Origin of the sequence: Paenibacillus pabuli, from assembly GCF_039831995.1 — a bacterium.
GTDB lineage: Bacteria > Bacillota > Bacilli > Paenibacillales > Paenibacillaceae > Paenibacillus > Paenibacillus pabuli_C.
In genome coordinates this window covers 698,833-725,309 of the sequence record NZ_JBDOIO010000003.1, presented here as the reverse complement: position 1 = coordinate 725,309, position 26,477 = coordinate 698,833, and the positions used below count along the sequence as shown (strand labels likewise).

25 protein-coding genes and 1 pseudogene are annotated in these 26,477 nt (G+C 41.5%); 7 read left to right on the top strand and 19 right to left on the bottom strand.

Annotation, left to right across the window (positions count from 1 at the left end):
* Positions 1 to 22: 22 nt before the first annotated feature.
* The 9 genes and pseudogenes from ABGV42_RS05405 to ABGV42_RS05365 all read right to left on the bottom strand — a co-directional run bounded on the left by ABGV42_RS05405 (position 23) and on the right by ABGV42_RS05365 (position 7,962).
* A complete protein-coding gene (locus ABGV42_RS05405) occupies positions 23 to 667 on the bottom strand; it encodes a hypothetical protein (RefSeq protein WP_347380731.1) in 645 nt (214 codons plus the stop codon).
* A gap of 18 nt (positions 668 to 685) precedes the next feature.
* Positions 686 to 1,000, bottom strand: a complete 315-nt coding sequence (locus ABGV42_RS05400) for a PadR family transcriptional regulator (RefSeq protein WP_347380730.1) — start codon at positions 998 to 1,000, stop codon at positions 686 to 688.
* Positions 1,001 to 1,597: 597 nt separating this feature from the next.
* Positions 1,598 to 2,512 (bottom strand): phosphotransferase, encoded by a 915-nt coding sequence (locus tag ABGV42_RS05395; protein ID WP_347380729.1) that lies wholly within the window; start codon positions 2,510 to 2,512, stop codon positions 1,598 to 1,600.
* A gap of 275 nt (positions 2,513 to 2,787) precedes the next feature.
* The gene (locus tag ABGV42_RS05390; protein WP_347380728.1) at positions 2,788 to 3,060 is read right to left on the bottom strand and encodes a hypothetical protein; all 273 of its coding nucleotides are present in this window, start codon (positions 3,058 to 3,060) and stop codon (positions 2,788 to 2,790) included.
* A gap of 759 nt (positions 3,061 to 3,819) precedes the next feature.
* A pseudogene (locus ABGV42_RS05385) lies at positions 3,820 to 4,331 on the bottom strand (galactokinase family protein); the annotation flags it as partial.
* Positions 4,332 to 4,579: 248 nt separating this feature from the next.
* The gene (locus ABGV42_RS05380; protein ID WP_347380727.1) at positions 4,580 to 5,398 is read right to left on the bottom strand and encodes an SDR family oxidoreductase; all 819 of its coding nucleotides are present in this window, start codon (positions 5,396 to 5,398) and stop codon (positions 4,580 to 4,582) included.
* 174 nt (positions 5,399 to 5,572) lie between these two features.
* Positions 5,573 to 6,064, bottom strand: coding sequence for a MarR family winged helix-turn-helix transcriptional regulator (locus ABGV42_RS05375; RefSeq protein ID WP_307535844.1), 492 nt, complete (start codon positions 6,062 to 6,064; stop codon positions 5,573 to 5,575).
* A gap of 416 nt (positions 6,065 to 6,480) precedes the next feature.
* Positions 6,481 to 7,401 (bottom strand): DMT family transporter, encoded by a 921-nt coding sequence (locus tag ABGV42_RS05370; protein WP_347380726.1) that lies wholly within the window; start codon positions 7,399 to 7,401, stop codon positions 6,481 to 6,483.
* A gap of 21 nt (positions 7,402 to 7,422) precedes the next feature.
* Positions 7,423 to 7,962 (bottom strand): prolyl-tRNA synthetase associated domain-containing protein, encoded by a 540-nt coding sequence (locus ABGV42_RS05365; protein WP_347380725.1) that lies wholly within the window; start codon positions 7,960 to 7,962, stop codon positions 7,423 to 7,425.
* A gap of 141 nt (positions 7,963 to 8,103) precedes the next feature.
* Between ABGV42_RS05365 and ABGV42_RS05360 the strand changes: the two genes are divergently transcribed.
* The gene (locus ABGV42_RS05360) at positions 8,104 to 8,988 is read left to right on the top strand and encodes a LysR family transcriptional regulator (RefSeq protein ID WP_347380724.1); all 885 of its coding nucleotides are present in this window, start codon (positions 8,104 to 8,106) and stop codon (positions 8,986 to 8,988) included.
* A gap of 587 nt (positions 8,989 to 9,575) precedes the next feature.
* Here the strand turns inward: ABGV42_RS05360 and ABGV42_RS05355 are convergent.
* From ABGV42_RS05355 to ABGV42_RS05345, 3 genes are all read right to left on the bottom strand, one after another.
* Positions 9,576 to 9,860, bottom strand: coding sequence for a hypothetical protein (locus tag ABGV42_RS05355; protein ID WP_347380723.1), 285 nt, complete (start codon positions 9,858 to 9,860; stop codon positions 9,576 to 9,578).
* A 556-nt stretch (positions 9,861 to 10,416) separates the two neighbouring features.
* Entirely contained in the window at positions 10,417 to 11,187 is a 771-nt protein-coding gene (locus ABGV42_RS05350) for a glycosyltransferase (protein ID WP_347380722.1), read from the bottom strand.
* Positions 11,188 to 11,279: 92 nt separating this feature from the next.
* On the bottom strand, positions 11,280 to 11,969 hold the full coding sequence (locus ABGV42_RS05345) for a glycosyltransferase (protein ID WP_347380721.1): 690 nt from the start codon (positions 11,967 to 11,969) through the stop codon (positions 11,280 to 11,282).
* A 398-nt stretch (positions 11,970 to 12,367) separates the two neighbouring features.
* Between ABGV42_RS05345 and ABGV42_RS05340 the strand changes: the two genes are divergently transcribed.
* From ABGV42_RS05340 to ABGV42_RS05330, 3 genes are all read left to right on the top strand, one after another.
* Positions 12,368 to 12,538 (top strand): hypothetical protein, encoded by a 171-nt coding sequence (locus tag ABGV42_RS05340; protein WP_307535863.1) that lies wholly within the window; start codon positions 12,368 to 12,370, stop codon positions 12,536 to 12,538.
* Between the two features lie 11 nt (positions 12,539 to 12,549).
* The gene (locus tag ABGV42_RS05335; RefSeq protein ID WP_110821305.1) at positions 12,550 to 12,729 is read left to right on the top strand and encodes an H-type small acid-soluble spore protein; all 180 of its coding nucleotides are present in this window, start codon (positions 12,550 to 12,552) and stop codon (positions 12,727 to 12,729) included.
* Positions 12,730 to 13,322: 593 nt separating this feature from the next.
* Positions 13,323 to 13,745, top strand: coding sequence for a hypothetical protein (locus tag ABGV42_RS05330; RefSeq protein WP_347380720.1), 423 nt, complete (start codon positions 13,323 to 13,325; stop codon positions 13,743 to 13,745).
* A 447-nt stretch (positions 13,746 to 14,192) separates the two neighbouring features.
* On the opposite strand, the gene ABGV42_RS05325 is transcribed toward ABGV42_RS05330, so the two are convergent.
* From ABGV42_RS05325 to ABGV42_RS05315, 3 genes are all read right to left on the bottom strand, one after another.
* Entirely contained in the window at positions 14,193 to 15,152 is a 960-nt protein-coding gene (locus tag ABGV42_RS05325) for an L-threonine 3-dehydrogenase (RefSeq protein WP_347380719.1), read from the bottom strand.
* 37 nt (positions 15,153 to 15,189) lie between these two features.
* Positions 15,190 to 16,380 carry a glycine C-acetyltransferase gene (locus ABGV42_RS05320; protein ID WP_347380718.1) on the bottom strand — a complete coding sequence of 397 codons (1,191 nt, stop codon included), beginning with the start codon at positions 16,378 to 16,380 and terminating at the stop codon, positions 15,190 to 15,192.
* Positions 16,381 to 17,145: 765 nt separating this feature from the next.
* Complete coding sequence (locus tag ABGV42_RS05315; protein ID WP_347380717.1) at positions 17,146 to 17,805, bottom strand: TetR/AcrR family transcriptional regulator; 660 nt, start codon at positions 17,803 to 17,805, stop codon at positions 17,146 to 17,148.
* A 232-nt stretch (positions 17,806 to 18,037) separates the two neighbouring features.
* Here ABGV42_RS05315 and ABGV42_RS05310 point away from each other — a divergent pair, with 232 nt between their 5' ends.
* Entirely contained in the window at positions 18,038 to 19,036 is a 999-nt protein-coding gene (locus tag ABGV42_RS05310; protein ID WP_347380716.1) for an aldo/keto reductase, read from the top strand.
* 585 nt (positions 19,037 to 19,621) lie between these two features.
* Here ABGV42_RS05310 and ABGV42_RS05305 read toward each other — a convergent pair.
* From ABGV42_RS05305 to ABGV42_RS05290, 4 genes are all read right to left on the bottom strand, one after another.
* The gene (locus ABGV42_RS05305) at positions 19,622 to 20,194 is read right to left on the bottom strand and encodes a histidine phosphatase family protein (RefSeq protein ID WP_347380715.1); all 573 of its coding nucleotides are present in this window, start codon (positions 20,192 to 20,194) and stop codon (positions 19,622 to 19,624) included.
* A gap of 289 nt (positions 20,195 to 20,483) precedes the next feature.
* Positions 20,484 to 20,987, bottom strand: a complete 504-nt coding sequence (locus tag ABGV42_RS05300) for a hypothetical protein (protein WP_347380714.1) — start codon at positions 20,985 to 20,987, stop codon at positions 20,484 to 20,486.
* A 61-nt stretch (positions 20,988 to 21,048) separates the two neighbouring features.
* The gene (locus ABGV42_RS05295; RefSeq protein WP_347380713.1) at positions 21,049 to 21,624 is read right to left on the bottom strand and encodes a hypothetical protein; all 576 of its coding nucleotides are present in this window, start codon (positions 21,622 to 21,624) and stop codon (positions 21,049 to 21,051) included.
* Between the two features lie 1,279 nt (positions 21,625 to 22,903).
* The gene (locus tag ABGV42_RS05290; protein WP_154894201.1) at positions 22,904 to 23,665 is read right to left on the bottom strand and encodes a YheC/YheD family protein; all 762 of its coding nucleotides are present in this window, start codon (positions 23,663 to 23,665) and stop codon (positions 22,904 to 22,906) included.
* Positions 23,666 to 23,862: 197 nt separating this feature from the next.
* On the opposite strand from ABGV42_RS05290, the gene ABGV42_RS05285 reads away from it, so the two are divergent.
* Together ABGV42_RS05285 and ABGV42_RS05280 are read left to right on the top strand one after the other, a co-directional pair.
* Positions 23,863 to 24,678, top strand: coding sequence for a DUF6492 family protein (locus tag ABGV42_RS05285; RefSeq protein WP_347380712.1), 816 nt, complete (start codon positions 23,863 to 23,865; stop codon positions 24,676 to 24,678).
* Between the two features lie 11 nt (positions 24,679 to 24,689).
* Positions 24,690 to 26,069, top strand: coding sequence for a sugar phosphate nucleotidyltransferase (locus ABGV42_RS05280; RefSeq protein ID WP_347380711.1), 1,380 nt, complete (start codon positions 24,690 to 24,692; stop codon positions 26,067 to 26,069).
* Positions 26,070 to 26,477 lie beyond the last annotated feature (408 nt).

Genomic DNA, 26,477 nt, shown 5'->3' with positions numbered 1-26,477 from the left:
ATTGGCACACCCCTTAGCTTTTTCAAGAAAAATACTCCTTCACTTTCTGGTAAAGGAATTTATCGAACGTTTTATATAGAACAAACAGCGCGATGAAGCATACGCCGTAAACGGCCAATACAACCTGCATAATATACAGGAACAATATTTCTTGGGTAGTCATCTGATCAATGATGGTTAACAAGCATGCCGCGGCGAACGCAAGCAAAGCGTAACCCATCAAATAATGATGCCCGTGGATTTCGAAAGGCCGCGTATGTTTGGACATCGACAGGAATTCTTTGACTTTAAACTGGTTAATGGCCTCTTTGGCAGCCTCCTCTTTCGGCCTTCCTTGCCGCTCCAGATCCGCTGCGAAATCTTCCAGATAATTCTGGAGTTCCAGTTTATCCTCTTTATTTAAAGCAAGCTGGGCAACGTAAGTATGGATATCATTTTGCCTGCGGTATAGACTATTCATCTGAATATGTCTCACATAGTTCGTCAAACTCCACACCAATGCCAACGTGAAAGAGACATAATAAGATAACGCCAACCAAAATTGGTCCTCAGGATTAAAATACTCGTCGTAAAAGAACGTAATGCTGCAGATCGCGATCGAGAGCAGCAAGATCCACCCGAACCTTATTTCTCCCAAACTGAATGCTTTCCGTAAAAAAATCATCATTATACTCACCTCCCGGGTTCAAATGAACCGATTCACGATCTCGGTTGTAGTCTTCCAGTCCATAATGAACTTGGCAAACAATCGCTTGCCATCTTCGGTGACCGAATAATATTTGCGCCGGCCTCCATGACTTTGATCCCCCCAATATGCTGAAATCGCTCCTTGCTTTTCCAGACGCTTCAAAGAAAGATACAGCGTGGCTTCCTGGATTTCGAATGCCCCCTCCGTTTGTTCTTTAATGGCCTTGGAGATTTCGTAACCGTAATTGTCCTGCCTGACCAATACAGACAAAATGAGGAGATCGATCGTTCCTTTGAGCATTTCCGCATTCATGGCATTCCCTCCAGATTAATTACTCAATATTATTGAGTACATAACGATCTTAAAATATATTACTTAATAATGCAAGGTACTGACAGACATTTTTTCTTTATGATTTCCAAAATATAATCCAGGGGCCAAGGTAATCCTTCTGCTAACTTAACAAGTTATATACAAGGGCAATTTTTATACCTATTTAACGGCATTTGTTTTACTGATAATGAAGGAGCACATATTTTTTACTTCAGGAGGAGTCTTCAATGAGAAAAACTGTCATCATGTTAACTGTTGAAAGAAAAAAAAGTATTAGACTGCCGTTGTTGATCTGACGAGATTTCAGAGTTTGAATAAGCTTCAGGTATTGAGAAATAAGTTTTAGACTACCCCGAATATTTCAAACGACTGCAGCTCTGAACGAGAAAATAAAGTCATAGACTACGCTTTGTTGTTGAACTAACGTTTCCCGTTAGCGCAATGACTTACTCTGTTGAATTTCGTGTTCCTCAACATGAAGCGGCATCAGAGAAGGCGGATCGTACCTTATCGCGGCCTTTAAACGACAAAATGGTGCCGATAGCCTAGCCCCATAGCCGCAACGAAATAATGAGCCTAATCCGACAGTGCCCGCATGATGTTGGATTTCGCCTCTACCGCAATCGCTTCATTCCCGTCATCGACCGCTTGCATTAAGATCAGTATGGGGATGTATACCGCGATCAGCCGCGCCAGCAGCTTCGTTTCCTCGTCCGCTCCTCCGTACGTTTCGAAAAACACGCCGCGAGCGTAAGGTGGTAAAAAGCTATAAGCAACGCTCAAATCACAAGCCGGATGGCCTACGTTCAGATCGCCCCAATCAATGATGCCGGTTACGATCCCGTTCTCATTCACAAGCATATTTTTGAAATGAAGATCGCCATGTAGCAGTGCATTCACCACCTCAACACGGTCCTTTTGCAGCCTGCTAATATACGCTTCGATCACACCGGACTCCTCCGGCGACAAGTGTTCAGCCACCTTCGATAGAAAGCCCTCCAATTTCACTTTGCGCGATGCTATGTCCGTCAAGTTTCGATGATCTTGCTGAACTCCGCACTTCAGCGCCGCCTGCACCGGAAACTCATGCAATCTCCGTAAAAATTTCGCCAACGTCTCTGCCGATAAAGCCCGGCATTCTTCCGTCAAACCGATTGGGAAATCTCCTGGCACGTAGGCATGGCCAAGAAATGGTGCCGGGTATTCGTCACTTGCTTCGCCATAAAACAACGGTTTCGGATAGGGGATGGTCATATATGCCTCCAGCTTCGGCAGCAGCTTCCTTTCCATGCAAATCGAGCCAACCGCAATCGTTCTTCTTGGAAACCGGAACACGTACTCGTCACCGATGAGAAAAACCGTATTGTCCCAGCCCCAGCCCAATCGCTTTACTTGCTTCGATGACAGCTGAGGGAATTGTCTGCCGATCAGCGTCCGCGCCTGCTCTTCGTTAACCTCCCACTCCGCATCCCATACATTCGTTCCTCCCATGAATTGTCTGCCTCCTCATTCCTTACATTATTTAGATGTTTACATTCCCTGGAAGTTACGCATAACTGTCCGTTAGTTGAACAAAAGCAGCCGATCACATGAATCAGCTGCTTTATTGGTTTTATTTAGTATCGTTTCCCGTTAATTTAATAAATGTTGTTGACTAAGAAGACGGGATTCAAATCAGTGAATTACATTTCCCGCCCAATCCACGAATATGAGACTATCTTTATCCATCAGACCCCATTCAATTATGTTTTTTACCAGACCTGGCGCTATAACATCGTCATCCCACAAAGGCGTCTGTACTCTAACCCATCCTTTACGTCACCATTTTCTAACCCGGCAAACTCTATGCCTATAATTACGATGAAGGGTATTCGTTCTTTTTGGGATTGGTCAACTTCGTAAGAGACGATAAATTTTTTATCATCTGTAACAATAAAAAGTTTAATTCGTCCGTAATCTTCATCATCTTCTTTGTCGTACCAATAATAACTTCTTCCGCCATGAACGATCTTTCTTTTTCCCTTTGTATTTACACCCAAATTTGTCGTCCCCACTTTTCGACTTTAATCCCGCTACACTTGTGCATGCTAATTAATCATTGTTCAGGTTGGGCATTTGGTATCTCAAACTAATAGTGTTGGGCCATATCGTATAATATCAGTACTTCCACCCCTTCTCCAATTGCATTAAATGTGCGAGTTCCCAGCATCATTATAATAATCCACTTTTTGAGTTAATCGCCACGCTATCCTGCCCGTTAGTTTAATGAATTAACGGTTATAAAACCCCGCACTTAGATATTCATCTAATCGGTAATAGGAACATGTTCTTGTCCAATACGGGAATCGGTACAAGTTCTTGTCCTTGGCTCGGGACAAGAATTTGTACCGATAAAACAAAAAAGCCGCCTGTCCCTCGACAGCAACCTATCCCATTGCTATCTCCATAACACTGAGTACTGGTGAGATTGGTGTCGTTACAGCAATCGACCCACATGTCCCACACCATCCCCGTATTCGTGTACTTAAGGATACGAACGGCCAAATGTTAAAAACAGCTTATGAAATTGATTTGTCTATCGTATTATCGATCATGATTACAGCAGTGGATGGCATGGATAGTTTACCTCCTATTTCTGTGGATCCTTATTACTTTGAGAGATAAAAGAAAATGAAGAAGAATAGATGTTTGATAATGATGCAAAATTTGATTTGGTCTAAACCCGTTTTAATAAAAAGTGTCGAGTGCCTCAAGCGAAAATACTTCTTTAGGTCCATCTCGGATCTTGTTTACCCAATTTCAAAATCAATTGCAATCAGCCCTCCATAGGCACAAGCCATCTGATCCAGCAAACCGGACGGTTTGTTCCAATAGTGATTCTCCGCGTATTGACCAATCTTCGCCAGAGTTACGACATCCAGCGTACTCTCGTTGTATAAATGATTCAAAATCGTACAGATCAGCATCTCGAACGATGCCGACGAGCTCAGCCCCGACGCCGAGAATACGTTACTAGAGATGTAGACCTGGAAGCCACCCACCTTATATTCCGAACTCCCCGAATCAAAGCCGTAGTGCCATCGTCTCCCGCCTTCGGTGCCAAATCCGTGAGATCGATTACATATTTCTGGTCATAACCTTCCGAATAAAAGGTAATTACCGAATCTGTCGTTGGCGCAGCCACCGCAATCGTATCCAGCGTAATACTGCCCGCGAGCACCTTACCATGGTTATGATCCATATGGTTGCCCCCGATTTCGCTGCGTCCAGCCGCGCTGAATAACTTGCTGCCCTCTTGTACGCCAAAATACATGATTGTGAAGACATCAACTTAAAAAACGCTTACAAACTTTCAATTCTACCCTACCTTTTCGGACGAAGCTGAGATAATGGAAAAGTAAACGGGCATGAAGTAATCCCGCTATCGTTCATCATTCACATAGAAAATTAAATGCTGCATATCCATAAGAGGATTATTAATGACTACACAACCATTGGCACTGATCCAATCCACTTCGGGCTAAGCGACGGGCTTAACGTCACTCCAATGTAAATTGATTAATTCAGAAAAGGTGCAATGCTCTCCTCCAACGAAGTTATTGGTTTGCCCATCAATTGCTCAAGGTCCTTAGACGTAGATCCGGTATCAATACTGCTTAAAAAAGGATAGATCCAATGCTGTACCGACACATCCTCGATGTGCATGACAGGTTTATCCGCCAATGCTGTGAGCACCTCAGCCAGATCAGCAAAGTTCCAAGTCTTTGGCGCGGCCAACTCATATATCCTCTGCTCATGCCCTTTCTCTGCAAGCACGTTCGCAATGGCTCGTGCAAGATCACTGCGTGTAACCGCATTAAACCGCCAATCTCCGGCTGAAGTTGTTAGCACGCCACTTTGTATCGCCTCCTGTAGTCCAAGGACATTCACAAAATCAATATACAGCCCATTGCGCAAAATCGTATACTTCATCCCCGAATCAAATATGACCTGCTCGGTAAGTCTATGCACGCTACTCGAACCTTTAAGACTCGTCTGTGGGAAAGCAAAACTGGTATAAAGGATATGTTCAACTCCAGCGTTCTTCGCCGCATTGATTACACTTGTATGTTGAGTTAGCCGGACTGTATCATCGGTATGTGAGCTGGAAATCAGCAGCAATTTATTCACACCGGCAAAGGCTTTCTGTAGCGTTTCCGGCCTATCATAGTCAATACAGCGAACCTCCCCACCCTGATCCTTTAAAGCTTTTAAGGTTGCGGACATCCCCCCATTACGGACACCTGCGATAATTTCTGTAGCGGGGACCCGGACTAGCAGATTTGCAATAATCAGATTGCCTAGTTGTCCTGTGGCTCCTGTGATCATGATCGTCATCCTGCTTTTCCCTCCTGTAAATGAATTGCATCAAGTAGTTAAGTTATTAACTAAATGAACAGAGTGATTCACTGGACTACAACACATTCCTCGCTGAACCAATCCCATCCCTTTCCAAACATATCCTGCCTCAGAATCGACTGGTCTTAGATTCGTTTTAAAGTGTATTAAGGATCAAGACCTGTTCAGCTTCTGTAACAGAACAATCAACTGATGCTGCTCCTGTTCATCCAACTTGCCCATTTGTAAAGCCACAGTTTCACGGTTACCCGGTAGATGCTCCCTCAATAATGTCCGTCCTGCATCGGTAATGGAAATCACCGTCTTGCGACCATCTCGGGCATGTTCAGCCCTCGCAATGTATCCATCACGCTCCAGCGGAGTCAGCAGCAAGCTAATGTTGGCCTTGGTGACACCGATTTTTTCGGCAAGGACTGAAGGCAGCATCGTTCCACCATCTTTTGCAATCTCTACAAGTATGCGAATTCTTGCTCCATTCAGCCCTTGGGATTGCCAGTATTTCTCCGACACGGCCACCAGATTGGCAGTCGCCTCAACCATCGTAAAAAAAGCTTCATTGGGCAGCGGCAGACTAAGCAAATATTCTTGCAGCGTATCTTGTTTAGGATCAATTGGCAGTAAGTTCTCTTCTTGCAGATTATCCATGTGTTCTGTCATCTCCATTTAGTTAATAGCTTAACTATATGGGCAAAGATAACTTACCCCATAGAAAATGTCAAATCATTTCTTTTCTATGAAAATCAAAACGCTCGCATGCTGGACTTCGTCGATTAAAGGTAGCCGTTTTATTCCTTTATTATGATATTCCTATTTTTACGAATATAAAGTTTAGAAGTTTCAGATCTCTACAAAATAAAATATGTACAAGAAAAGAATGAATAATCAAGAAATTAACAGAGCTTTAATCAAAGAACCTCAAGAGCATTTAACTAATTAACCACTATAAGCACTTCTACTGTTGTATCAGTTATTAATGTAACTAACCTGCCCGTTAGTTTAACAAAAGCAGCTGATCACTTTGACCTGCTGCTTTCTTTGTTTTATTACGCTATCGTTTCCCGTTAGTTTAATGCACCATCGTCATTCACAGAATCATTCACAATCAATTTGGTAATTGTTTTTCTCCTTCTTTTACCTGCTTCTCCTATCCAAATCGCACACAATAGCAAGACAGCGCCAATAAGTTGTTGAAAAGTCATCTTCTCACCAATAATCAAGATTGAAATAAAAAGAGAGGTTAAGGGATCAACGTAACTCAATACAGCGATGCTCTGGCCATTAAGTCCCTTCATTCCTGCGAAGAAAAGATAAAAACCAATACCACCATGAAAGATACCTAAAACAAGCATCAATATTACTGTGGTGCTGTCAACCGAATAAACAGTGCTACCCTCTGTAATCAATACAAATGGAATTAACATAATAACGGATAGTCCCAGCTGCAAGAGCGTATTTGCTAATCCATCTAGACCACGAATAAACTTGTTAATCAGAGTCAATCCGGTATAGAAACCGGCAGCCACTAATCCATAACCGATACCGATGAGATGATGTCCATTAGTCTGCATCCTACCATTATGCAAAATGAGGAAAAGCCCGAGCAGAGCAACGATAATACATACTGCCTTTTTGTAAGACATCTTTTCTTTTAACACCAGAGGGGAGAGTGTTACAACTAAAACAGGTGCAAAATAGTAACTTAATGCCGCATTAGCAATGGTAGTCTCCTTATATGCTTGGAAAAGAAAAATCCAGTTTCCACTGAGGGCCATACTTGCAAAGATTAAAGCAACAGCATTTTTTTTCACTTGTTGCCACGGCATTTTTTGCTTTGAAGAAACGAAAATGATTAAAAGGAACAGGGCACCAACTAAGCTTAAAAATAGTGCAATCTTACTTGAAGACAAATCTATATATTTTGCGAACACGCCAACTGCACCAAAGATAATCATCGATATAAGGAAATAAATTGTTTCTTTCATTTTTTGTATCGCTTCACTTTCTTAAATTTGTATCACTTTTGGTAAATGGTCAGTGTAAGGTAAGAATTTATGGATTACATCCGATGTTCTAATTTTCATATAGCCTGTCGTTGTCCCGTCGCTACATCCATACCATTCTTGGGCCACTATGTCTTCGTCAAGTACAACTTGAACAACTTGATCTTTATCCAATAAGACACCAAAAATAGTTGCAGCACCTACTTTCACACCTATCAAATGTTCCAATTGATCAGCCGAAGCAAATGACACACGAGAAATACCAAGTTGATTGCTAAAGTCTTTAGCTTTAAATTGCTTACCAGCTGTAGTAATAAGTAAATAGAATTGGGTTTGTTGTCTATTACAAAGAAAAAGTGTCTTCACCATATTTACATTTAGTTTTTCATTAATTTCAATACAGTCCTCCATAGAGATTGCTTCATCTGTATTTACGCGCTCAAAAGATATTTGTAGATTTTCTAATGTTTCATAAGTTTTTTCTTGTAGTTGTGTCAGGTACTTCTCCGGCGTTGAGGTTAAAATATCACTTATAAAAAACATGTATAAGATCCTTTCATACTGTAGATTTTTTATATTTGTGTTTGTTTGAATAAAAGTGTATCATCGTTTTCACTATTACAAAAGCGACTGTTTATCATGTTTATCATGACAAAACCAGATACAGAGAGGAGAACAAAGGATATGGATAAGAATATTCAGAAATATTTAGCCTTAATTAAAACTGTTGAATACGGAAGCTTTACCAAAGCAGCCGAAATGTTGAATTATTCACAGTCGGGTATCAGCCGGATGATCAACGATTTAGAATCAGAATGGAAAATATCCCTTCTAGAACGCGATCGCTCTGGCGTACGTCTGACTTCCGAGGGTCTTAAAGTACTTCCTTATGCGAAGAGTGTATGCAATGAATATGAGAAACTACAATCCCAAATTGACGAACTACATGGACTCCAATCTGGGATTATACGGATTGGAACATTTTCAAGCGTGGCTACGCATTGGCTTCCCAATATAATCAAAGCATTTCAAAAAGAATATCCGAACATTGACTATGAACTTTTACTGGGTGATTATACGGAGATTGAAAGCTGGATTTCGGAAGGTCGTGTGGATTGTGGCTTTCTAAGGCTCCCCACACAAACCAAACTTGACACGACATTTTTAGAGGAAGACAAGTTGCTTGTGATCATACCGGAAAACCACTCCATGGCGAGCTGTGATCGTTTTCCTGTCAAAGCATTAGGTGAAGATCCGTTTATGCTCTTAGAGAAGGGTGCAAAAGCTGAAATTTCAGAAATTTTTGAGCGATGTAATATTACACCAAAAGTTCATTTTACGACATGGGACGATTATGCCATCATGTCGATGGTGGAAAGTGGGTTAGGGATCAGTATTCTTCCTGAACTTATTTTAAAACGTACCCCCTATCGAATTGTTGTAAAAGAACTTGAATTCCCAGCCTACCGTAAAATTGGCCTAGCAATGAAAGATAAAAACTCTACCTCTCTTGCTCTCAAACGGTTTTTAAATTATCTACAATATAGAAATATTACTGAAAACTCATAATTACTTAGATTTTTTGAGTAGAAAAGAAGGATTTTTTATAAAGCAACATTAATCTAACCAGCCCGTTAGCTTAATGAATTAAAAATAACGATTAGACATACGCCTAATCGGCAATCGGACTATGTTCTTATCCATTCCGGCAATCGGTACAAGTTCTTGTCCTTGGTTCGGGACAAGAACTTGTACCGATAAAATAAAAAAGCCGATAAAATAGCGACTTCAATGGGACCATGTTCTTGTCTTTCGACATTTTTCAACATACCGGGACAAAGATGTGGCCACTACATTATCTATTATAGTGGCCACAATTCTATTTGAACTTAGGGTTTAGTGCTGCTACCTCTGAGCATCAGCTCAACTGCTTGTGGTGTATAAGAACTCATTTCTTTAATGTTGAGTCGAATATTTTCATTTTGATATAGGCAATCGTATTGGTTAATCAGCGACTCATTTTAACGTGATGGTACTCGACATAAGTTTTCTACTCATTAATACGACACTTGAGAGCAATAATCAGAAACGCCCGATCTCTCATTTAATGACTTCTTTCCATGGAGGAACAATTATTTCTTCACATCCCTTCCCTGCTATATCAAACCATGCACTGAAGAGGTTTCACTATATTGAGTGACTAATTTTTCAAGAACCCACAATATAATTCTTCTATCAATACTATTGTGCATCTTTATTTGATAATTTATAAGTTGTGTTGTAAAGTGCTCTAAATGCTCTTCAATTAATAAAGGAGCTGTAGTAGAAATCAATTCATTACTGAAAGGATTAAATCCATAAAAATTCTCTTCCATCAATAATGATTTTCTCCAAAAAACATAGGCATATGCATAGGGGCAAATTGCTGGGAAATCAGACATGCATCCTCTTTTCTTAGCTCCATTAATTGAGTGATGCAGTCCTGATGGTTCCCAAGGAATTCTTGGAATAGAATAATCTTTCTTCTACTATTTGAAACGCATTTGAGCAAATTTTTTGCTGTTCTTTTCGAAACAAGTTTGAATAAAAATAATCTTGCTGAATAGATTCTATTGGATCAAAATATTTAATTTCTTCTGGCTCATTTTGAAGTAACAATTTTAAATTACAATGCTGTTCATGAACAATCCATTTCGTTTAGTTGAAGCCAGCTGAGAATGGACTGATTTATTTGAGGGGGCTCCTTCCAATCGTTCCAATTTGAAAAACGAAGGGTAGCAAGGCTATATCCACACTTACATTGAAAAGCATTTTCCAGTTGTTTGTTAGACAATTAGAAGGGTATTGTCTGCAAACAATTTGGGCAGGTATCAATAAGTTTATCTTCATGAAATGCACATGTACCGAAGAGCTTAAACTGATGTAACCAAGAATGGAACCAAGCTCTTGGCAAAAGCGTCAACAACCGAACGGTCAAGGAAAATATGGAGCGCACAGTTAGAAAAAGCGGTTTAGGATCTGTTCGATCTCATTTGGCTCTGTGATCTCAGGACCGAAAGCAGCTTTAGGTTGTTTATTGTTATTCCAAGGCTCCAACGTACAAGCATCATGAACATTTGCTATTTTCCAGGTCAGTGCATTGGCAAAAGTTGTACCTGTGTTCTGTCCATGAATATGATTAATCCATATTGGTTCGTTGATATGAATGAATTCCCTGGGAACCTTAAATGCATCGCGCCAGGTATAACGGGCCGCTTGTCCTCTCAAATACTCATCCACTTTGATAATAGTTACACCGTAGCTGGGAAGCCAGAAAAAAAATTTTCCCAGCCGCTTTTGTACCGAGTCGTAGATGTAACCGTATTGCGGTATTAAGGCAACCGTATCTTTGTGAGGTTTATAGGCGTGCAGCTTTTTGATAAAATCTTGGTGATACATATCGTCACTGGACAGATACACACGGTACAAATACTTGAACTTTTCAATATCTCGGATAATATGAGACTGGTAATCTTTAGGTGTTACAAAACAGATATTGGAAGGCAGGGAAGGATACTTTTTTAGTATCTCATTTATAAGCTTCTCTGACTTCGGATCATACAGCACATAGCAGGTAAAATCCTGAGAAGATTGAAGGAGTAGGCTTTTGAGTGCATATTTCATGAATAAATCTATTCTATATTCTATCCATCGCATAGTCAGTCGATCCGCTGTCGCTCCCCAGTTATTAAAGAGCATTTCTACAATGAGTTTTTTTTCCTTAGACACGCGCATAGCCCTCCTTTGATGTTCAGGAATGATCTAGGATGTGGAGAGCGGATATTTCCGCTCTCTTTGAATTCAATCAAGCACACCTTTGGTCAGACCATGAATTCCCGTAATACCTGTTCAATCTCGCTTCCATTCAGCCGATCTTTAAGTGGAACCTTTTTTACCGAGGTATTACTGGAATGAACGACATTGATATAATTGCGTGGAGCCAGCAACTCATGTGGCAGATCGATGACATTCCCATGAGTGCCTCTGCCCGGTAACTTGATGCGGTATCCTGAGGCGTATTGCTCCGTTTTATACAGATACACATAGAACTGCGGTGAACGATGGAACGTCGGTGCCATCTCATTATTGACGCTGTCCCACAGATATCCGTTCTGGTTGATTAGTGCTATCGTCTCTGGCTTTGGCTGCACGCTATAAAGCTGCTGGACAAACGTTCTGTGGTACAGGTCATCCGAATCTAGTCTGGCAATATAGATATCTTCATGTCCTTCAGCAAAGGAGAGTATGGCGCGAACACTCTCGATATGCGTACCGAAACGGATATTGGCCGGCAATGGTTCCTGCTCTGCCAAAATTTCCTGCATCAACTCTCCTGATTCCTTCGAGAGCTTTACTACGGTCAGGAAATCCTGATTCGTCTGTGCCTTGAGACAGTTCAGCGTATATCTGCGAAAAATGTCCATTCTCCGCTCCAACCATTCCCTCGTCAGACGCTGCGGGTCAAAACCGTAGTTGTTGAAGTTAATCTCAATCACGACTTTTCTTTTCATATTTCCGCCTCCTCTTAAAATCTTGCAACCCTTCCTGTCTAAACGAACTTACTGTCTTCATCCAATTCTGCCACTCTATAAGTTATGAAAAACTAAACAAGACGTAACGGACACTTGAACTGATCTTGATGAAGGTATGGGGTAAATACCCCACAAGTTTAGACCGAGTGTAAAAAATTGCATGAAAGCTTCCAATTTTACAGCACTAAAATCGAAATGGGTCACCATATGCACCTACTTCAATCGGCTCTCTCTTTCTGTACATGTTAGGAAGATTCTCATATCCAATGTAATTAAATCACAGTACATGAAAAACTTTTGCATAAGCTCCTACTGTTTGGTGCAATGTAGTGATACAGAGATTATAAAGATCTTATTACAACCATGGAGGGATCGTTTTGACTAAGAGCAAACAGCAACAAGAGGCGCATGGAATCGGACAGATCGAACATCAGCTGAATCATCAGATGGAGGCGGCTGCAGAAATTCAAGGACAATCGAAACTCGACCAAGAAATTAAAAAAGCCACGCACCGTCATCTTGATCAATCGAACAAGCTTTCAGAATAAGGAGAATTCTCATGAACAAACAAAGAGCGATTGAAATTTCGGAATCGGCCATTATGAAAAATGTAACTTACCAGGATGCCCCTATCGTAATCCAGCATGTGAATGAGGATGAAACGGCTCGAATCTATCCGATCGGAAACTCGGAGCAGGAAATGACCGTTCCTTTGTCCAGTCTGACTGAGTATCCTTAGAATGCGACGGATTAGGAACGCAATCACCTTTCAACACACCCTTAAAACTTATTGGTGTACAATAAAACCGGAGCGTTTAAGCTCCGGTTTACAAAACATCAGATAAATTTATTTCATAATTAAAATGAATGTGAAGGCATCGATTTTTATATTGTGCTATTCATAGTCTATTTTAAGAAGAACATACTCTTTCTTTGCGTTTAACTTTGTAGGAACCTACACTGGAAGAGAAAAGGACGCCCCATGATTGCTTGCCGATTTTGCCTTCCGATGTGCCAGAATCACCCAGCTTATTTCGTGTCTTAAACTGCGGGACAGCATACAGCCGTGTTCGGCCCGAATTTCCCTTCTGCAACAAGCGCTTTTCCCTCATCCCCTGTGTAGCCTAATTCGCTTTCTCACTCCATTACTGTTCGTCTTGTCGGTACTGACTGCCATTTAAATTTAGTGAGAGTTGAGTTTATTGGAGGGCATCTGCTTGAATTGGTTATATATCGTCATGTTCGCTTCCCTATGGCTGCTAGGCATCATGATGATGTCACAACATTTCCGCAAAAACATCTGGATATGTCTTTCTTTGGCTATGCGGTGGCATGGCAAGTTTTACCTTTTCCATCCATTTAACGATCGTTCCTTATCTGCTTAGCAAGAATTTGCTGAACCCACTCTCAAGCAGCCTTCTTTATACAGCCAGCATTGCGGCCATAACCGTTTATTTTTACTTGTTTGCTTATGTTTTTTGCATAAGCGGGATATGGTTCGGTGTTATCCGCAAGAGAAAAAACGCAGTTCTGATCAGTATTGCTTTAACCATACCCGCAGCTTGTCTGCTCGGCGACCATCTGCTGAACGGACTTCTGGACAGCTTTGTAATCAGCCGCTTTCGCTGGTGGGACGGCTTCTACTTTATTCTGGGCTGCTGCCTGTATTTCGCCTCCTACCTATTAGAAAAGGACCCCGAAGCAAGACGGTCAAAGCGGCGAGCAGCCTTCTTGTTCTCAGCAGCTATCCTTTGAGCTTTCTCAACGGACTTCCTTGGCTTTAAAACACTTCGTTTGGAACGATGGCAATTTCAACTGGAAAGTAATAACGCGTGGAAGAACAATGTGTTCGTTGTGCTTGGTCTAGTCTTGGGCATATTATATTTCACGCTTAGATACGGGTTCCTCGGCATTAAATTGCGAATCGAACGTGAACGGCTGAATTCCTCGATGCGCGCTCTGACACTGGGGGTACCGATCCTCAATCATTCCATTAAAGCGGATGTCCTCAGCTTGGGATAAGAACTTGTACCGATAAAAAAAAGCCGCTAAAATAGCGACTTTGATTGGAACAATGTTCTTGTACCCCATTGACGATTGACGTTGTTCTTCCCTTCATTTTATCCGGGTAACGCCAAACCTCCTCTTGGTGCAGATTCTTTTGTATTTCTACTCGCTTTGCACAGTGAATTTATATTAACTTTAAGCTTTGCGAAGCATTTGTCTCTCGCTTAGGTGTGAAAGCATATCCTTCGTCATGGCCTTTAAGTCGTAGCGGGCATGAAATCCCCATTCTGTTTTTGCTGCCGTCGCATCAATGGAATGCGGCCAGCTATCGGCTATCGCCTGTCTCTTCGGATCAACGTCATAATCTAGGATAAAGCTGGGAAACTCCTCCCGAATTGCTGCAGCGATCGCCTCCGGATCCACGCTCATTGCGGTGACATTAAATGAGTTTCGGTGTATCAACCGGGAAGAATCCGCTTCCATTAAATCGATGATAGCGTTTAGGGCATCCGGCATATACATCATGTCCATGTTTGAGTCTTTGGCGATATAAGATGTATACCGGCCAACCGTCACGGCTGCGTAATAAATTTCCACCGCATAATCCGTCGTTCCTCCGCCGGGAGGCGTCATATAAGATATCAATCCTGGGAATCGCAACCCCCTAGTATCCAGGCCGTACTTGTGGAAATAATAATCACAAAGCAGTTCGCCGGACACTTTGTTCACGCCATACATCGTATTAGGCCTCTGGATCGTATCCTGCGGGGTATTGTATTTCGGAGTCGTAGGGCCAAAAGATCCAATGGAGCTTGGAGTGAACAATTGGCAGCCGAGCTCTCTGGATATTTCAAGTGCATTCATCAATCCGCCCATATTCAAATTCCAGGCAAGAAGGGGTTTCTCCTCTGCGGTAGCCGACAGTAGCGCAGCCAAATGGATGATGGTATCCACTTCGTACCGCTTGGCGATTTCGAACATTGCCTTATCATTCGTCACGTCCAGCAGCTCGAATGGTCCTGATCGGGTAATTTCGTGGGCTGATGACCTGAGATCCGTAGCAACGACGTGATCCGCACCATAAATCTCACGTAATTTAACAACTAACTCAGAACCGATTTGGCCCAGTGCTCCGGTCACCAAGATCTTGTTCATAAGACATTCCTCCCGAAATATACTCCCGCGAATGCAGCTAAATCAGCTTCATTTCCTTGCCAACTTTCTCATAAACAGAGATCACCTGGCCCAGCATCTCCTTGGTATGGGCAGCTGTCGGCATGTTGCGTATTCTTCCAGTTCCTTTCGGGACCGTAGGAAACAGGATTGCCTTGGCATAAACGCCTTCTTCATAGAGCCGTTTGCTGAACTGTTGGGTGGTTACTTCATCGCCAATGATACAAGGTGTGATCGGAGTTTCACTTTGGCCTACATCATATCCAAGCCGGCTCAAGCCATCTTTCAAATGATTGCAATTCTCCCACAGCTTATCGATCAACTCTTTGTCATTCATCAAAATGTCGATAGAAGCGCTACAAGAAGCGATTGCAGCCGGAGGTAGCGATGTCGAGAACAGAAACGGACGGCTTCTCAGCTTCAACCATTCGATCAGTTGTTTTTTACCCGCCACATAACCGCCGACAACGCCGATCGCCTTGGAAAGAGTACCAATTTGAAAGTCAATGCGGTCGGACAATTCAAAATGTTTCACGGTTCCCGCACCTGCTCCGAGAACGCCCGAACCGTGGGCATCATCCACATAAGTAATCAGATCGAATTCTTCTGCTATTTTCACGATTTCGGGCAGCTTTGCTATATCACCATCCATGGAGAAAACCCCGTCGGTGATGACCATAATTTTATGGTACTGACCGGATTCCTTGGCCTCTTTCGCCTGCTGTCTTAAATCATTCATATCCGAATGCTTAAAGCGAATCACCTTGGCTCTCGACAGGCGGCAGCCATCAATAATTGAAGCGTGGTTCAGCTCATCGGATAAAATCGCATCATGCTGGTCCATTACCGCGGATATAGCAGCCATATTACAGTTAAATCCCGATTGATACACGATAACGGCTTCCGTTTTTTTGAAACGAGCCAGTTTTTCTTCAAGCTCAATATGAAGATCCATCGTACCATTAATTGTTCTCACAGCCCCTGCCCCTGCCCCGTATGTCTGCGCCGCCTTAACTGAAGCATCAATCAGGCGGTAATCTGTTGCCAAGCCCAAATAGTTATTAGAAGACAAATTGATTAGGGACTTTCCGTCAATACGAATAACAGGACCATTTGCACCCTGCAGTGTATCGATGAAGTTATATAGACCTTTATTCTTTAGATCTTCGATGTTCGAACTTAAAAATTGGTCCAATGCTTGACTTGACATTCGATTCCCTCCTCGATATACGTTTGTCCTCATACAGGAGACATGTTATTCTTCGAAAAACCTTGTTATAAAGGGGGTTAGACTAATTTCAATGTAGCATCTTTTTTTATTCTTTGTACACATGTGGAGGACAAAAACCAAAAAAAAATACGCAAATATACATAGTGATTATTCCCCCATCCCCGGAAGCAATCGCTATTAAATTTTTGTTTATAACTTTTGCTGCTCGGTAACTTCTTGTGCAGCCATTATTTCTTTTGTTTATTCCTTTAAATCAATCGATTCCCCCCCAGTCTAAACGGGATTCTTCCGTGGCCAACGCAATGAGATGAGTCCGTACGGGAGCGCTTGCCGAAGTTAGGCTCGCCTCACCACTTAGATATCCATATAACCGGAAAAAGGACTATGTTCTTGTCAATTCCGGCAATCGGTACAAGTTCTTGTCCTTAGCTAAGGACAAGAACTTGTACCGATAAAATAAAAAAGCCGCTAAAATAGCGACTTCAATGGGACCATGTTCTTGTCCCTCGACAATTGTTTCTCCTGCTTTTCAATTTTCAGTAAAATTCCTTTAAGCTTTCCGGATTTATCGCCAAATGAGTTTTTAAACCGAGTTTCTCCCGGGGTTCGTTTAAACAACACAAAAAAAACCGTCGATCTTTTCAGATTAACGGTTTCAAAAACCAATTTTTTTACATATGTCTCGACTGTTTTTTGGAGCATCTTATGCTTATCGCTTGGAATAGATAATCCAAATTGCTAAGATTAATATAAGTTTTTTGAAATTTTTTGTGCCATGCACTCAATTCTAGGGATCATCAAGTTGTCATCCATCATTTTAATTTTATCAGGTTTAAACAACTGAAATTTCTTAAGATTGTAATAGTCAAATAGCACCTGATACACAGTCAAATGGTTCTCCATCAGGTACTTTACATCTAAAACGTTACTTAAAATCTCATCTTGCATAATGATAAGCCTCCCATCAATCTTATTAAAAAAACCCTCTTTTATTCCTTCATCATAAAAAGCCAATTCCTGATATTCTCGTTGCTTCATGGCTTCTTTTAGTCGCTCATAGTTCTCAGGATAACTATTTTCAAGTTCCCTTAAGAAAATGTCTGTGATGTACTCTTTTAATAAGATTGTTTGTTCAAATGTTTGCTGAAATCGCTGAACAAATACTTGATCAGCATCAGAATCTTCAATAATTTCGTGGATGTATTCGACAAATGTACTCACAATAAACGAAATAATATCTTCTTTGGTAGAGAAATATTTATATAAAGTCGCCCTGCTTATATCCATAATCTTTGAGATTTCATCCATTTTCAAACCTTGAAACCCATTTTTTCTAACGTGAAATAACAATCTATTAGTAAGCTTTTGCCTCATCTGATGTTGTTTTTCAATCTGCCGATCCATCTAACTGCCCCCTTATAAATTATATTATATCTCATAATCATCATTTTAAACAAACTATACTAAATAGACATTTTATATACTTTTTGTTTACTTTATTCAACTCCCATGCTATTATGTTTTTTGTTCCTATGAATAACAGTGATGAAAATTCATATTGAACGAGCTAAGATTGGATACCTTTTTATCTAGGCTTTAAACACTAGGTGATAGTATGATTTAAGGAGGAACAAAAATGCAAACCCGAAGTCTTGGTCAACAAGGTTTAAAAGTCTCTTCTATTGGTTTGGGTACGATGGGGATGACAATGGCATACGGTCCTTCAAATGAAGATGAAGCAATAACAACTATTCGTCGAGCTTATGAGCTTGGAGTTAACTTTTTTGATACGGCAGAATTATATGGATATGGCAATGGTCACAATGAACAGTTGCTGGGTAAAGCTGTAAAGGATTTTCGTGACAAGGTAGTACTGGCTACCAAGTTTGGCTTTGATATGACAGCCGAGCAGATTGGAACACGTTTTAACAGCCGGCCAGAAAATATTCGTAAGGTAGCTGAGAACAGTCTTCGCTATCTGCAGACTGATTACATTGATGTGTTCTATCAGCATATCCCAGATCCCGATGTTCCTATCGAAGAAGTAGCAGGGGTCGTCGGAGACCTTATCAAAGAAGGCAAAGTTAAATATTTCGGTTTGAGCAACACCGGTTCAAACACAATTCGTAAAGCTCACGCGGTTACCCCGGTCTCTATGCTTCAGACTGAATACTCGATATTCGAACGGGAGATTGAGGACAACAATATACGAAAAACATTGAATGAACTCGGTATAGGTTTAGTGCCTTACGCTCCTTTAGGCAGAGGGTTCCTGACAGGTGCTGTTAAACCAGCCCAAGAGTACGCGGAAGGTGATATGCGCCGTTACGATGAGCGCTGGCAAGGCGAAAATTATATCTACAATTTACGAGCAACGGAACAACTTAATGAACTGGCTTCTAACAAAGGTATTTCTGTAGCCGAATTGGCACTAGCTTGGCTTCTCGCCCAGGGAGAAGATATCGTTCCGATCCCGGGTACACGAAGTGCTAAGCGGGTTCAGCAAAACGTTGCTGCTGCTAACGTTAAACTTACAGAAGCTGATCTTCAACGTATTAAAGAGATCCTTCCACACGGATCAGCCGGTAGCCGGTATCCAGCCGGAATGATGGAGAATTTCACGAGAGATTCATAATTTTTATAGAAAATTAAAAAGATGAATAAAAAAACAGCTAACTAAGGACATAGTCATAGTTAGCTGTTTTTTATAAACACACTTAAAACTCCGTATCATCCTGTTCGAAAAATCCTATATGCTTAAGTGTGTTACAATGATTTTTCACATATGCTTCAACTGAGTATCATTTTTCCTCATTAGGTTTACTGCCTCTGAGCATCAGCGCAACTGCTTGTGGGTGAATTAACGGCAAAATAACGATTAGACATACGCCTAATCGGCAATCGGACTATGTTCTTGTCTCGTACGGCAATCGGTACAAGTTTTGTCCTATAAGTGCGCTGTTTCTACTTTATGGGGTGGTCTCGCGGTAAGCTGGCAATGAATGATGGTATCCGAAAACTTCCTTATGTATTTTTGGTTCGGGCAGTAATTTCAGCATCACTTTATGTGACAGCAACGCAACTACATCGCAGGACTTCTTACAGTAGTTAAGATCAGCTTGAGCATATTTATTATGTAACTGCTTGGAGATTTTCAGCCGCTTCAGGAGCCTTTATAGATTAATGAACTAACGTTTCCCGTTAGCTTAGTCCACAATAGCTAAAGGTGTTTGGTACAGTTATATAATTGGCATGCCCACTTGTTGTTAGTGTGTGTAAGAATGGTTATAGAAGTATTATCTATGTACGTTTTTTGGAAATGTTGCGGCAAAAGATGTTGTAATGACAGCCCAATCAATGCTCCATGACTTATAACTAATATTCTTTTATCAACATATTCTTTAATCAGTTTTTCGAGAAAAGTTAGACCTCGCTTTGCGACCATTTGGAAATCTTCCATACCAAGATTTTGCTCACGCCAATTTGCTCCCCAACGAGTGAAACGCTCTTCCTCGGTGGTGCCCTCAATTAGCCCGCAATTAATCTCTCTAATACGTTCATCAGTGAATACGGGTACTCCTAAACATTGCTGAATGATTTCGGCAGTTTGCCTAGCTCTCGTTAGATTACTGGAGAATATAACATCCCATTCTTCGTTTGAAAGTCTTTTTGCCAGTGCAGCTGCTTGCTCTATTCCTTCTTCGTTTAACGGTATATCAGATATTCCTTGAGCCTTGCTAAGATTATTCCATTCAGTAACCCCATGTCTAATAAGACCTATTGTGGTCGCCATACCTGCCCCCTTAATGACTACAATTTCCCCCATCATTGCCCAATCAAATAGTACCACATATTGGAACTATACTGCCCGTTAGTTGAACAAAAGCAGCTAATCACAATGATCAGCTGCTTTCTTGTTGTTAATGAGCTAACGTTTCTTCGTTAACTTAACGATTAAAAACTTATAATCCTCGAAGAATCCCCTACGGTTTCCAGTGTTGAAGCACTGTAACATGACCTCTTTTTTCACTGTCCACTATGAGGGGAAAATACCAATCGTAAAACAGCCCGACTCAATTTAATCAAAAAAGCGAAACCAGCGTATTTATTTCATTATCGATCGATAAGATGTTTCCCCAGATCTTATCATTAAATACTCCGTCTTCACTGATTAATTGACTCTGCTGCAATGATAGATCTTTATAGAGAGTAGATAGCTTTTTCAAAAGATCCATCTGTTGTGTTGAGAGTTTATTTTCTTTGAATGTTTCGTAAGTATAGTCACTCGTGTTGGGGCCGTTGAGCAGATGTTGATACTTGTTATCAAGAGCAACATGCAAGGCATCGGATTCATAACCGTAAAGTGTAAGCAGGGAACGTATAAATTCGATTTCAACCTTATTATTTTCCACCCCGTAGGTCAACGTATCGCTTATCCGCAATTGAGTTTGCCATATTACTCCGTTTAATAAATATAAATTATGTGGATTATCGTTTTGTTTTTCCTGGAACTTTTCTTGAACTACGTATACTACACCACAAATAATGATCAAAAGGCCTAAGATATAAATGATCTTTCTTTTCAAGTGAACACCCCGTTAAAATTTTGGTTAAATATAATGAATTGCCTCCAATAAGTGATAGTAACTAAAATTCATGACTATAATATGTCATAATTTTTGGCATTACAAAGAAAGCTAGTGATATTCCAATATTACATAGGAATACTGCCTTAGCTTTAATAAACATTTTATTCGTCCCATCTGTTTGCTCCTCAAAGAAGAAGTATGCCGCAGTACCTCCATCTAAGTCTGCGGAAGAGAGCACTCCTGCAGTTTTACTTGGAAGATCGGCTTTCTTAGCAATAGCGCCGTTCCCTGTTGTACTCCTTATTTTGCGTTCAGCATACGCTTTCCAACTACTCATGACATTCGAATCTATTGTCGCTGTAGTTACCCCTAATGTAGCGTTTTGATAAGCAGCCCAAGTGGTAGCCAGTAGGTTATAGGCTTTTTTCAAATATCCCTTTAAGATTGGAATTTGTATGGCTTTAACTGGTGTGCTATCAAGGGGATAACTTAGATCTTTTCGATAATTGATTAGTAATGATGAGTTACCTGCACCAACAACGAACATGTCTAAGTAAGCCGTCATCACTTCTGTTCCATACATATTATCCTCTGTGGCTTTAAGATACTCTTCTAGAGCGGGTGGTAACTCCATGCCTTGTTTCGATCATAGAAGAGCCATTTTCCGCTTGGGGTCTCTCTCTAGTGTATATATTGACGCCCAGAGTAGCATATTTTGCTGCCGGAAAACTACTTGGTGTGCCTGTAGCTGTTCCAGTTTTACCTATCGCTTGAATTCTTTTGCACTCTCCAATATGTAAATTTAGCTTATTAAACTTATCACATATAAGTGTATGTTTTAATGTCCAATTAATGGTAAAAAAATAGGTACTCCACTTGGAAGTTAGGCTCTCGTTTGATTTATCATTAGACCTGAGCATTGGATAAAACAAAAAGATTCCGTTCTTTAAGAGGAAGTCGTCAAAGTTATACCCTTTAGCTTATAAAAGAAAATATCTCGTCCTACTTGTTAGACAGTTCACCCCATTGAACTTCATCGCGCGCGATAAATCTGCTCCACTAGCACTAGCCGTATGAGCCTTTATAGGAGGTAGAATTGAACAGACACTATATTTTAATTCATCATTTCTATTTGGCATTCATATAAGAAACTCTGGTGTTAAATATTTCCAAATGCCAGACTAACCTACCCGTTAGCCATCCATGCCCCTCTCGGGGCACCACAGCGTAATGAAAATTCTGATGCGGCGTTTTATGCTATTCTTACGGCAGGTGAGGAAGGTCGTTAAGCTATGGTGTCTCGAACCCATCCGTTAGCCTGACTACAACGGCCATGGTGCACCACGGTATGTCGCTCCTTTTTGGAAGCACTGGGGGTGTTCGTGGGCTGGCCTAGTTCCTTGGCAGAATGAAAGTGCCGGAAAACGAGAATCCTCGAAACGCGCAAAGGCAACAAATATCTCTGAGCGGCACTAATTGAAGTCGCCCACTCCATCATGGCCATAGTTTACCACCTTCTCACACGGCGAGAAGATTACTAAGATTTAGGCAGTGACTACTTTGAGCAGCGACAGCAAGAAGCGATCGTAAGACAAGCCGTACGAAGGCTCGAGTATCTTGGTTTTCAGGTTGCGTTATCTGCGTCCGAGGACTCTTTAACGTTCTAACTTCTCATACATCCTGAGAAGCACAGTTTTTAAAAACCACTAAAGCTGGGCTTAGTTTCATGCTGCCATTTCTGGATTTCTGCTAAGAGTAATTTCGGGATAGATTCACTTTTTTCGCATAATTCTATGACGACAAGACGGCTGCCAAGTAAGGGTATCTCTCTAAAAGAACAGCTCGGTCCCTGCACAGATTACAGAATAAGAACGGACTGCGGGGGTGATATTGTTATGATTAAAAGAGAAACGTTATTTTGTTTTTTTAGCAGCATGGCGGAAATATTTTATCACCCTTCGATACATTGTCTTGTCCTTTAATTGGTTGAAAATATAAGGGTCCGGTTTGACGTTCACCTCAATAATCCAGGGTTTCAAACTCCGATCCAGCCCAATATCAACGCCGATTTGCTTAAGGTACGGGTATTTTTTCTTCATGTGGCGTGCAATACGTAATCCAAGCTCATTCATCTCCTGGATGAGTTCATTTCTGCGTTTCAGGGATGCATGAGATTCCAGCAGTCTGTGAACATCCATTGGTTTACCACCGCTGTGATAATTGGTCACGATTTTTTTCGGATGACCGAGTCGGCCGATGATTCCCGTAGCCTCCCACTGATTGTCGGGACTTAACTGTATCATGACTCTGATATCAAAACGCCTCTTGTTGTGCTTAAGCAGATCGATTCCTCTCTGAATGAGATAGCTTCTTTTATGCACCAGACGTACAAGACTTGCATGGAACGAGTCAAAGTTATCAAACGACAGTCGTTTTTGTTCAATCTGATAGGCAAAATTCTGATGACTCAGCATCTCCGCCTTTATGACACCCATTCCGTAAGTGCCAATCTCGGGTTTAATATAAACCATACCGTATCTGCTGATCATGGACCACAGGTTGGCTTTGTTATATCGCTGCGTATCAGGTATAAATGGTTTAATAGAACCATTATTGAGGATCACTTTTGTTTTCAACCATTTGCTTCTTAACGGCTTCAATTTATCAACCCCCATATAACACTTCTCCCTTCAACAAATGAATCCAACCCTGATGTTTCATCAAGATCATGCATTATATGTAATACCGATAAAACAACCCTAAACAGATGCCCTTGTTCGTAAAAATGGTATATTCGCACATGCCCTGACCAAACCAATTTTGCACACATATCATGAACAAGATGTGACCATTTGTCCAGGGAGTTGAGAAGATGCCAGTTCAGCATGGAATAAAGTTAAATCGTGCGCCTATGATCGATGTTCTTATACCTGCGATCGAAAAAGATTTGAGCACCCTTCCTCAAGTTATCGATAGTATTCGCCGTTACGTGCGGCACCCGATTGGACAGATTTATATTGTTTCCCCGACCAGCAACAAAATCAGAAACCTTTGTTCCCGCAAACACTGCATTTTTGTTAATGAGCGGTCAGTCCTGCCTATCACCAAAAACGATATACACTATCAATCATCCCGCTGGGACCGCTCAGGCTGGTTATATCAACAACTGCTTAAAATGAACGGGGATCACATTGTGAGAGCGAAGCACTTTCTGGTGATGGATGCGGATACGGTGCTCATTAAACCTCATTCATTTATTGTTGAAAATAAGACGGTATTTTACTGTCGCGACTGGAGTCAGCCAGAATATTTCAACACCTACCGCAAGCTGTTAGACATGAAAGCGCCGCGCCCACGCTCTTTTGTCACCCATTATATGCTGTTCGAAAAATCGAAACTCTCCGCTTTGAAAAAGAAAATCGAAACGATCCATCAGCTGCCGTGGTACAAAGCGATTATCTCAAATATCAATAAGAAGAAGCAGTTTGGGTTCTCCGAGTATGAAACCTATGCCAATTTTATGTATTCGAAAAACCCGGCCAGCATAATCCTAAAGAGTTCCATGAATAAAAGTCTGAACTTGAACGCTTCTTCGTTAAAAGAACAACAAATTCGCAATTTTGCGCTTAAATACCGATCTCTTTCCTTTCACAAACGTAAAATCTATAGCAAAACTCCCCGAGCTTAAGGAGGAAGCCAATGCATATCGTACTGCTATGTGGCGGCTCAGGCAAAAGGCTTTGGCCGCTGTCCAATGAGCTTCGCTCCAAGCTGTTCGTGGATATACTTCCGTCACCTGAAGGCGGAAGGGAATCCATGATCAGCAGAGTATGCCGCCAGCTTGACAGCTCAGACCTACTCGACTCAACGCTCATTATTTCACATCAGAACCAGACCGACATTACCACCCGTCATACCAAAGGCAAGATACCCGTCATTGGAGAACCTTTTAAGCGTGGGACTTTTACTGCAGCTGCCTTGGCGAGCTTGTATCTGAAATCCTGCGGAGCGGCTGAACCTGACGATATGATTTGTATCGCGCCAGCGGATGTGTTCGCAGACGAGAACTTTTTCAGGAGCTTCAAATTACTTCCGGAAATATTGAAACAGAGTCATGCCGATATCATTTTAATTGGGACAAGGCCCACATACGCTTCAGAACAATATGGATACATCCTGCCAGGAAAAAAAGAACCTAATGGTTATGCACCGGTTACACAATTCATAGAGAAACCTGAATTGGATGTCGCTGAAACCCTGCTACAGCATGGCGCATTGTGGAACTGCGGGGTGTATGCCTTCTCTCTTGCGTTTATGTTGTCCCATATTGAAAAAAATGGCCTTCCGGTTCATTACGATCAATTGTTAACCCTGTATGAACAGTTGCCTGAACGCAGTTTTGACAAACAAGTTGCTGAACAATCGCAACGGGCTGTTGTACTGCCATATGAGGGTGTATGGCAGGATATCGGGAGCTGGGATGCTCTGTGTGATCAGTTGGATTCCAATGTATTGGGACACGGCAGAATATCCGAATCCTCCCCGGATTCCTACATCGTTAACGAGCTCCCCTACCCGATCCACGTCATCGGAGTCCCAGGTATTATCACTGTCGCAAGTCCGGACGGAATTCTCATAGCCAATAAAAAAGATTCAAATGAAATTAAAGAGCAATTGGGCAGTATTCCACTGCAACCGATGTACGTCGAGGCAACTTGGGGCAGCTATCGCGTCATGGAGAGATCGGTAGAAGACGAAAATACAACCGTAACCACATTGAATATGACGCTTTTGCCTGGCAAACATATCGGATTACGCCAGCATCGATTAGGGTGCCGAGCATGGACTGTCATTTCAGGCAGTGGGCAGGTGCTTATTAACGGGCAGATCAGGCAGGTGACCACAGGCAATCAGTTTGCGATTACCTTGAATAGCCTCTTTTCTATTCTGGCCGAAACCAGGATGGTCATTCTTGAGGTTCAGCTTGGCGTACCGGAGAATGAGGAACGCATGCCTTATGAAGCAGAGGATTGGAAGGTAATGATTGAGCTTGCAGGATCTTATAAATCACCAGATTAATGCAAGATGAAGAAAAAGCCGCCCATAAGGCGACTCCTTATGCTTACTAGACAAAGGTAAGCCTTACGGAAAGGGCTTTATCGTCCTTCGCACTCGTGAAGGACGATAAAGCTTTCCATACGTTCTTAAAGCTTATTGAGGAGCAAACGGATCACCAACCTATGATCATTTTGGAATCAACAGGACATTACCATCTTCCTGTTACTCGTTTTCTCGAAGATCATCATTAATTGTTTGAAGTCGTTAATCCGATGCTGGCCTATCAGCCAAGAATACTAATAGAATGTAATGCATGGTTTCGACAAAGGTAATAATTTATGCTTCATATCCGCTCCCCTCTATTCAGTTCGACTATGTAATTCAACTGAATAGTCAATTTATGTTTATCAGCTAAACCTATATGATTCG

Excerpts from the sequence above, each read along its gene's own strand:
- ABGV42_RS05405 (WP_347380731.1), bottom strand. The coding sequence starts at position 667 with ATGATGATTTTTTTACGGAAAGCATTCAGTTTGGGAGAAATAAGGTTC.
- ABGV42_RS05400 (WP_347380730.1), bottom strand. The coding sequence starts at position 1,000 with ATGAATGCGGAAATGCTCAAAGGAACGATCGATCTCCTCATTTTGTCT.
- ABGV42_RS05395 (WP_347380729.1), bottom strand. The coding sequence starts at position 2,512 with ATGGGAGGAACGAATGTATGGGATGCGGAGTGGGAGGTTAACGAAGAG.
- ABGV42_RS05380 (WP_347380727.1), bottom strand. The coding sequence starts at position 5,398 with ATGACGATCATGATCACAGGAGCCACAGGACAACTAGGCAATCTGATT.
- ABGV42_RS05375 (WP_307535844.1), bottom strand. The coding sequence starts at position 6,064 with ATGGATAATCTGCAAGAAGAGAACTTACTGCCAATTGATCCTAAACAA.
- ABGV42_RS05370 (WP_347380726.1), bottom strand. The coding sequence starts at position 7,401 with ATGAAAGAAACAATTTATTTCCTTATATCGATGATTATCTTTGGTGCA.
- ABGV42_RS05365 (WP_347380725.1), bottom strand. The coding sequence starts at position 7,962 with ATGTTTTTTATAAGTGATATTTTAACCTCAACGCCGGAGAAGTACCTG.
- ABGV42_RS05360 (WP_347380724.1), top strand. The coding sequence starts at position 8,104 with ATGGATAAGAATATTCAGAAATATTTAGCCTTAATTAAAACTGTTGAA.
- ABGV42_RS05355 (WP_347380723.1), bottom strand. The coding sequence starts at position 9,860 with ATGTCTGATTTCCCAGCAATTTGCCCCTATGCATATGCCTATGTTTTT.
- ABGV42_RS05345 (WP_347380721.1), bottom strand. The coding sequence starts at position 11,969 with ATGAAAAGAAAAGTCGTGATTGAGATTAACTTCAACAACTACGGTTTT.
- ABGV42_RS05335 (WP_110821305.1), top strand. The coding sequence starts at position 12,550 with ATGAACAAACAAAGAGCGATTGAAATTTCGGAATCGGCCATTATGAAA.
- ABGV42_RS05330 (WP_347380720.1), top strand. The coding sequence starts at position 13,323 with ATGGCAAGTTTTACCTTTTCCATCCATTTAACGATCGTTCCTTATCTG.
- ABGV42_RS05325 (WP_347380719.1), bottom strand. The coding sequence starts at position 15,152 with ATGAACAAGATCTTGGTGACCGGAGCACTGGGCCAAATCGGTTCTGAG.
- ABGV42_RS05320 (WP_347380718.1), bottom strand. The coding sequence starts at position 16,380 with ATGTCAAGTCAAGCATTGGACCAATTTTTAAGTTCGAACATCGAAGAT.
- ABGV42_RS05315 (WP_347380717.1), bottom strand. The coding sequence starts at position 17,805 with ATGGATCGGCAGATTGAAAAACAACATCAGATGAGGCAAAAGCTTACT.
- ABGV42_RS05310 (WP_347380716.1), top strand. The coding sequence starts at position 18,038 with ATGCAAACCCGAAGTCTTGGTCAACAAGGTTTAAAAGTCTCTTCTATT.
- ABGV42_RS05305 (WP_347380715.1), bottom strand. The coding sequence starts at position 20,194 with ATGGCGACCACAATAGGTCTTATTAGACATGGGGTTACTGAATGGAAT.
- ABGV42_RS05295 (WP_347380713.1), bottom strand. The coding sequence starts at position 21,624 with ATGGAGTTACCACCCGCTCTAGAAGAGTATCTTAAAGCCACAGAGGAT.
- ABGV42_RS05290 (WP_154894201.1), bottom strand. The coding sequence starts at position 23,665 with ATGGGGGTTGATAAATTGAAGCCGTTAAGAAGCAAATGGTTGAAAACA.
- ABGV42_RS05285 (WP_347380712.1), top strand. The coding sequence starts at position 23,863 with ATGCCAGTTCAGCATGGAATAAAGTTAAATCGTGCGCCTATGATCGAT.
- ABGV42_RS05280 (WP_347380711.1), top strand. The coding sequence starts at position 24,690 with ATGCATATCGTACTGCTATGTGGCGGCTCAGGCAAAAGGCTTTGGCCG.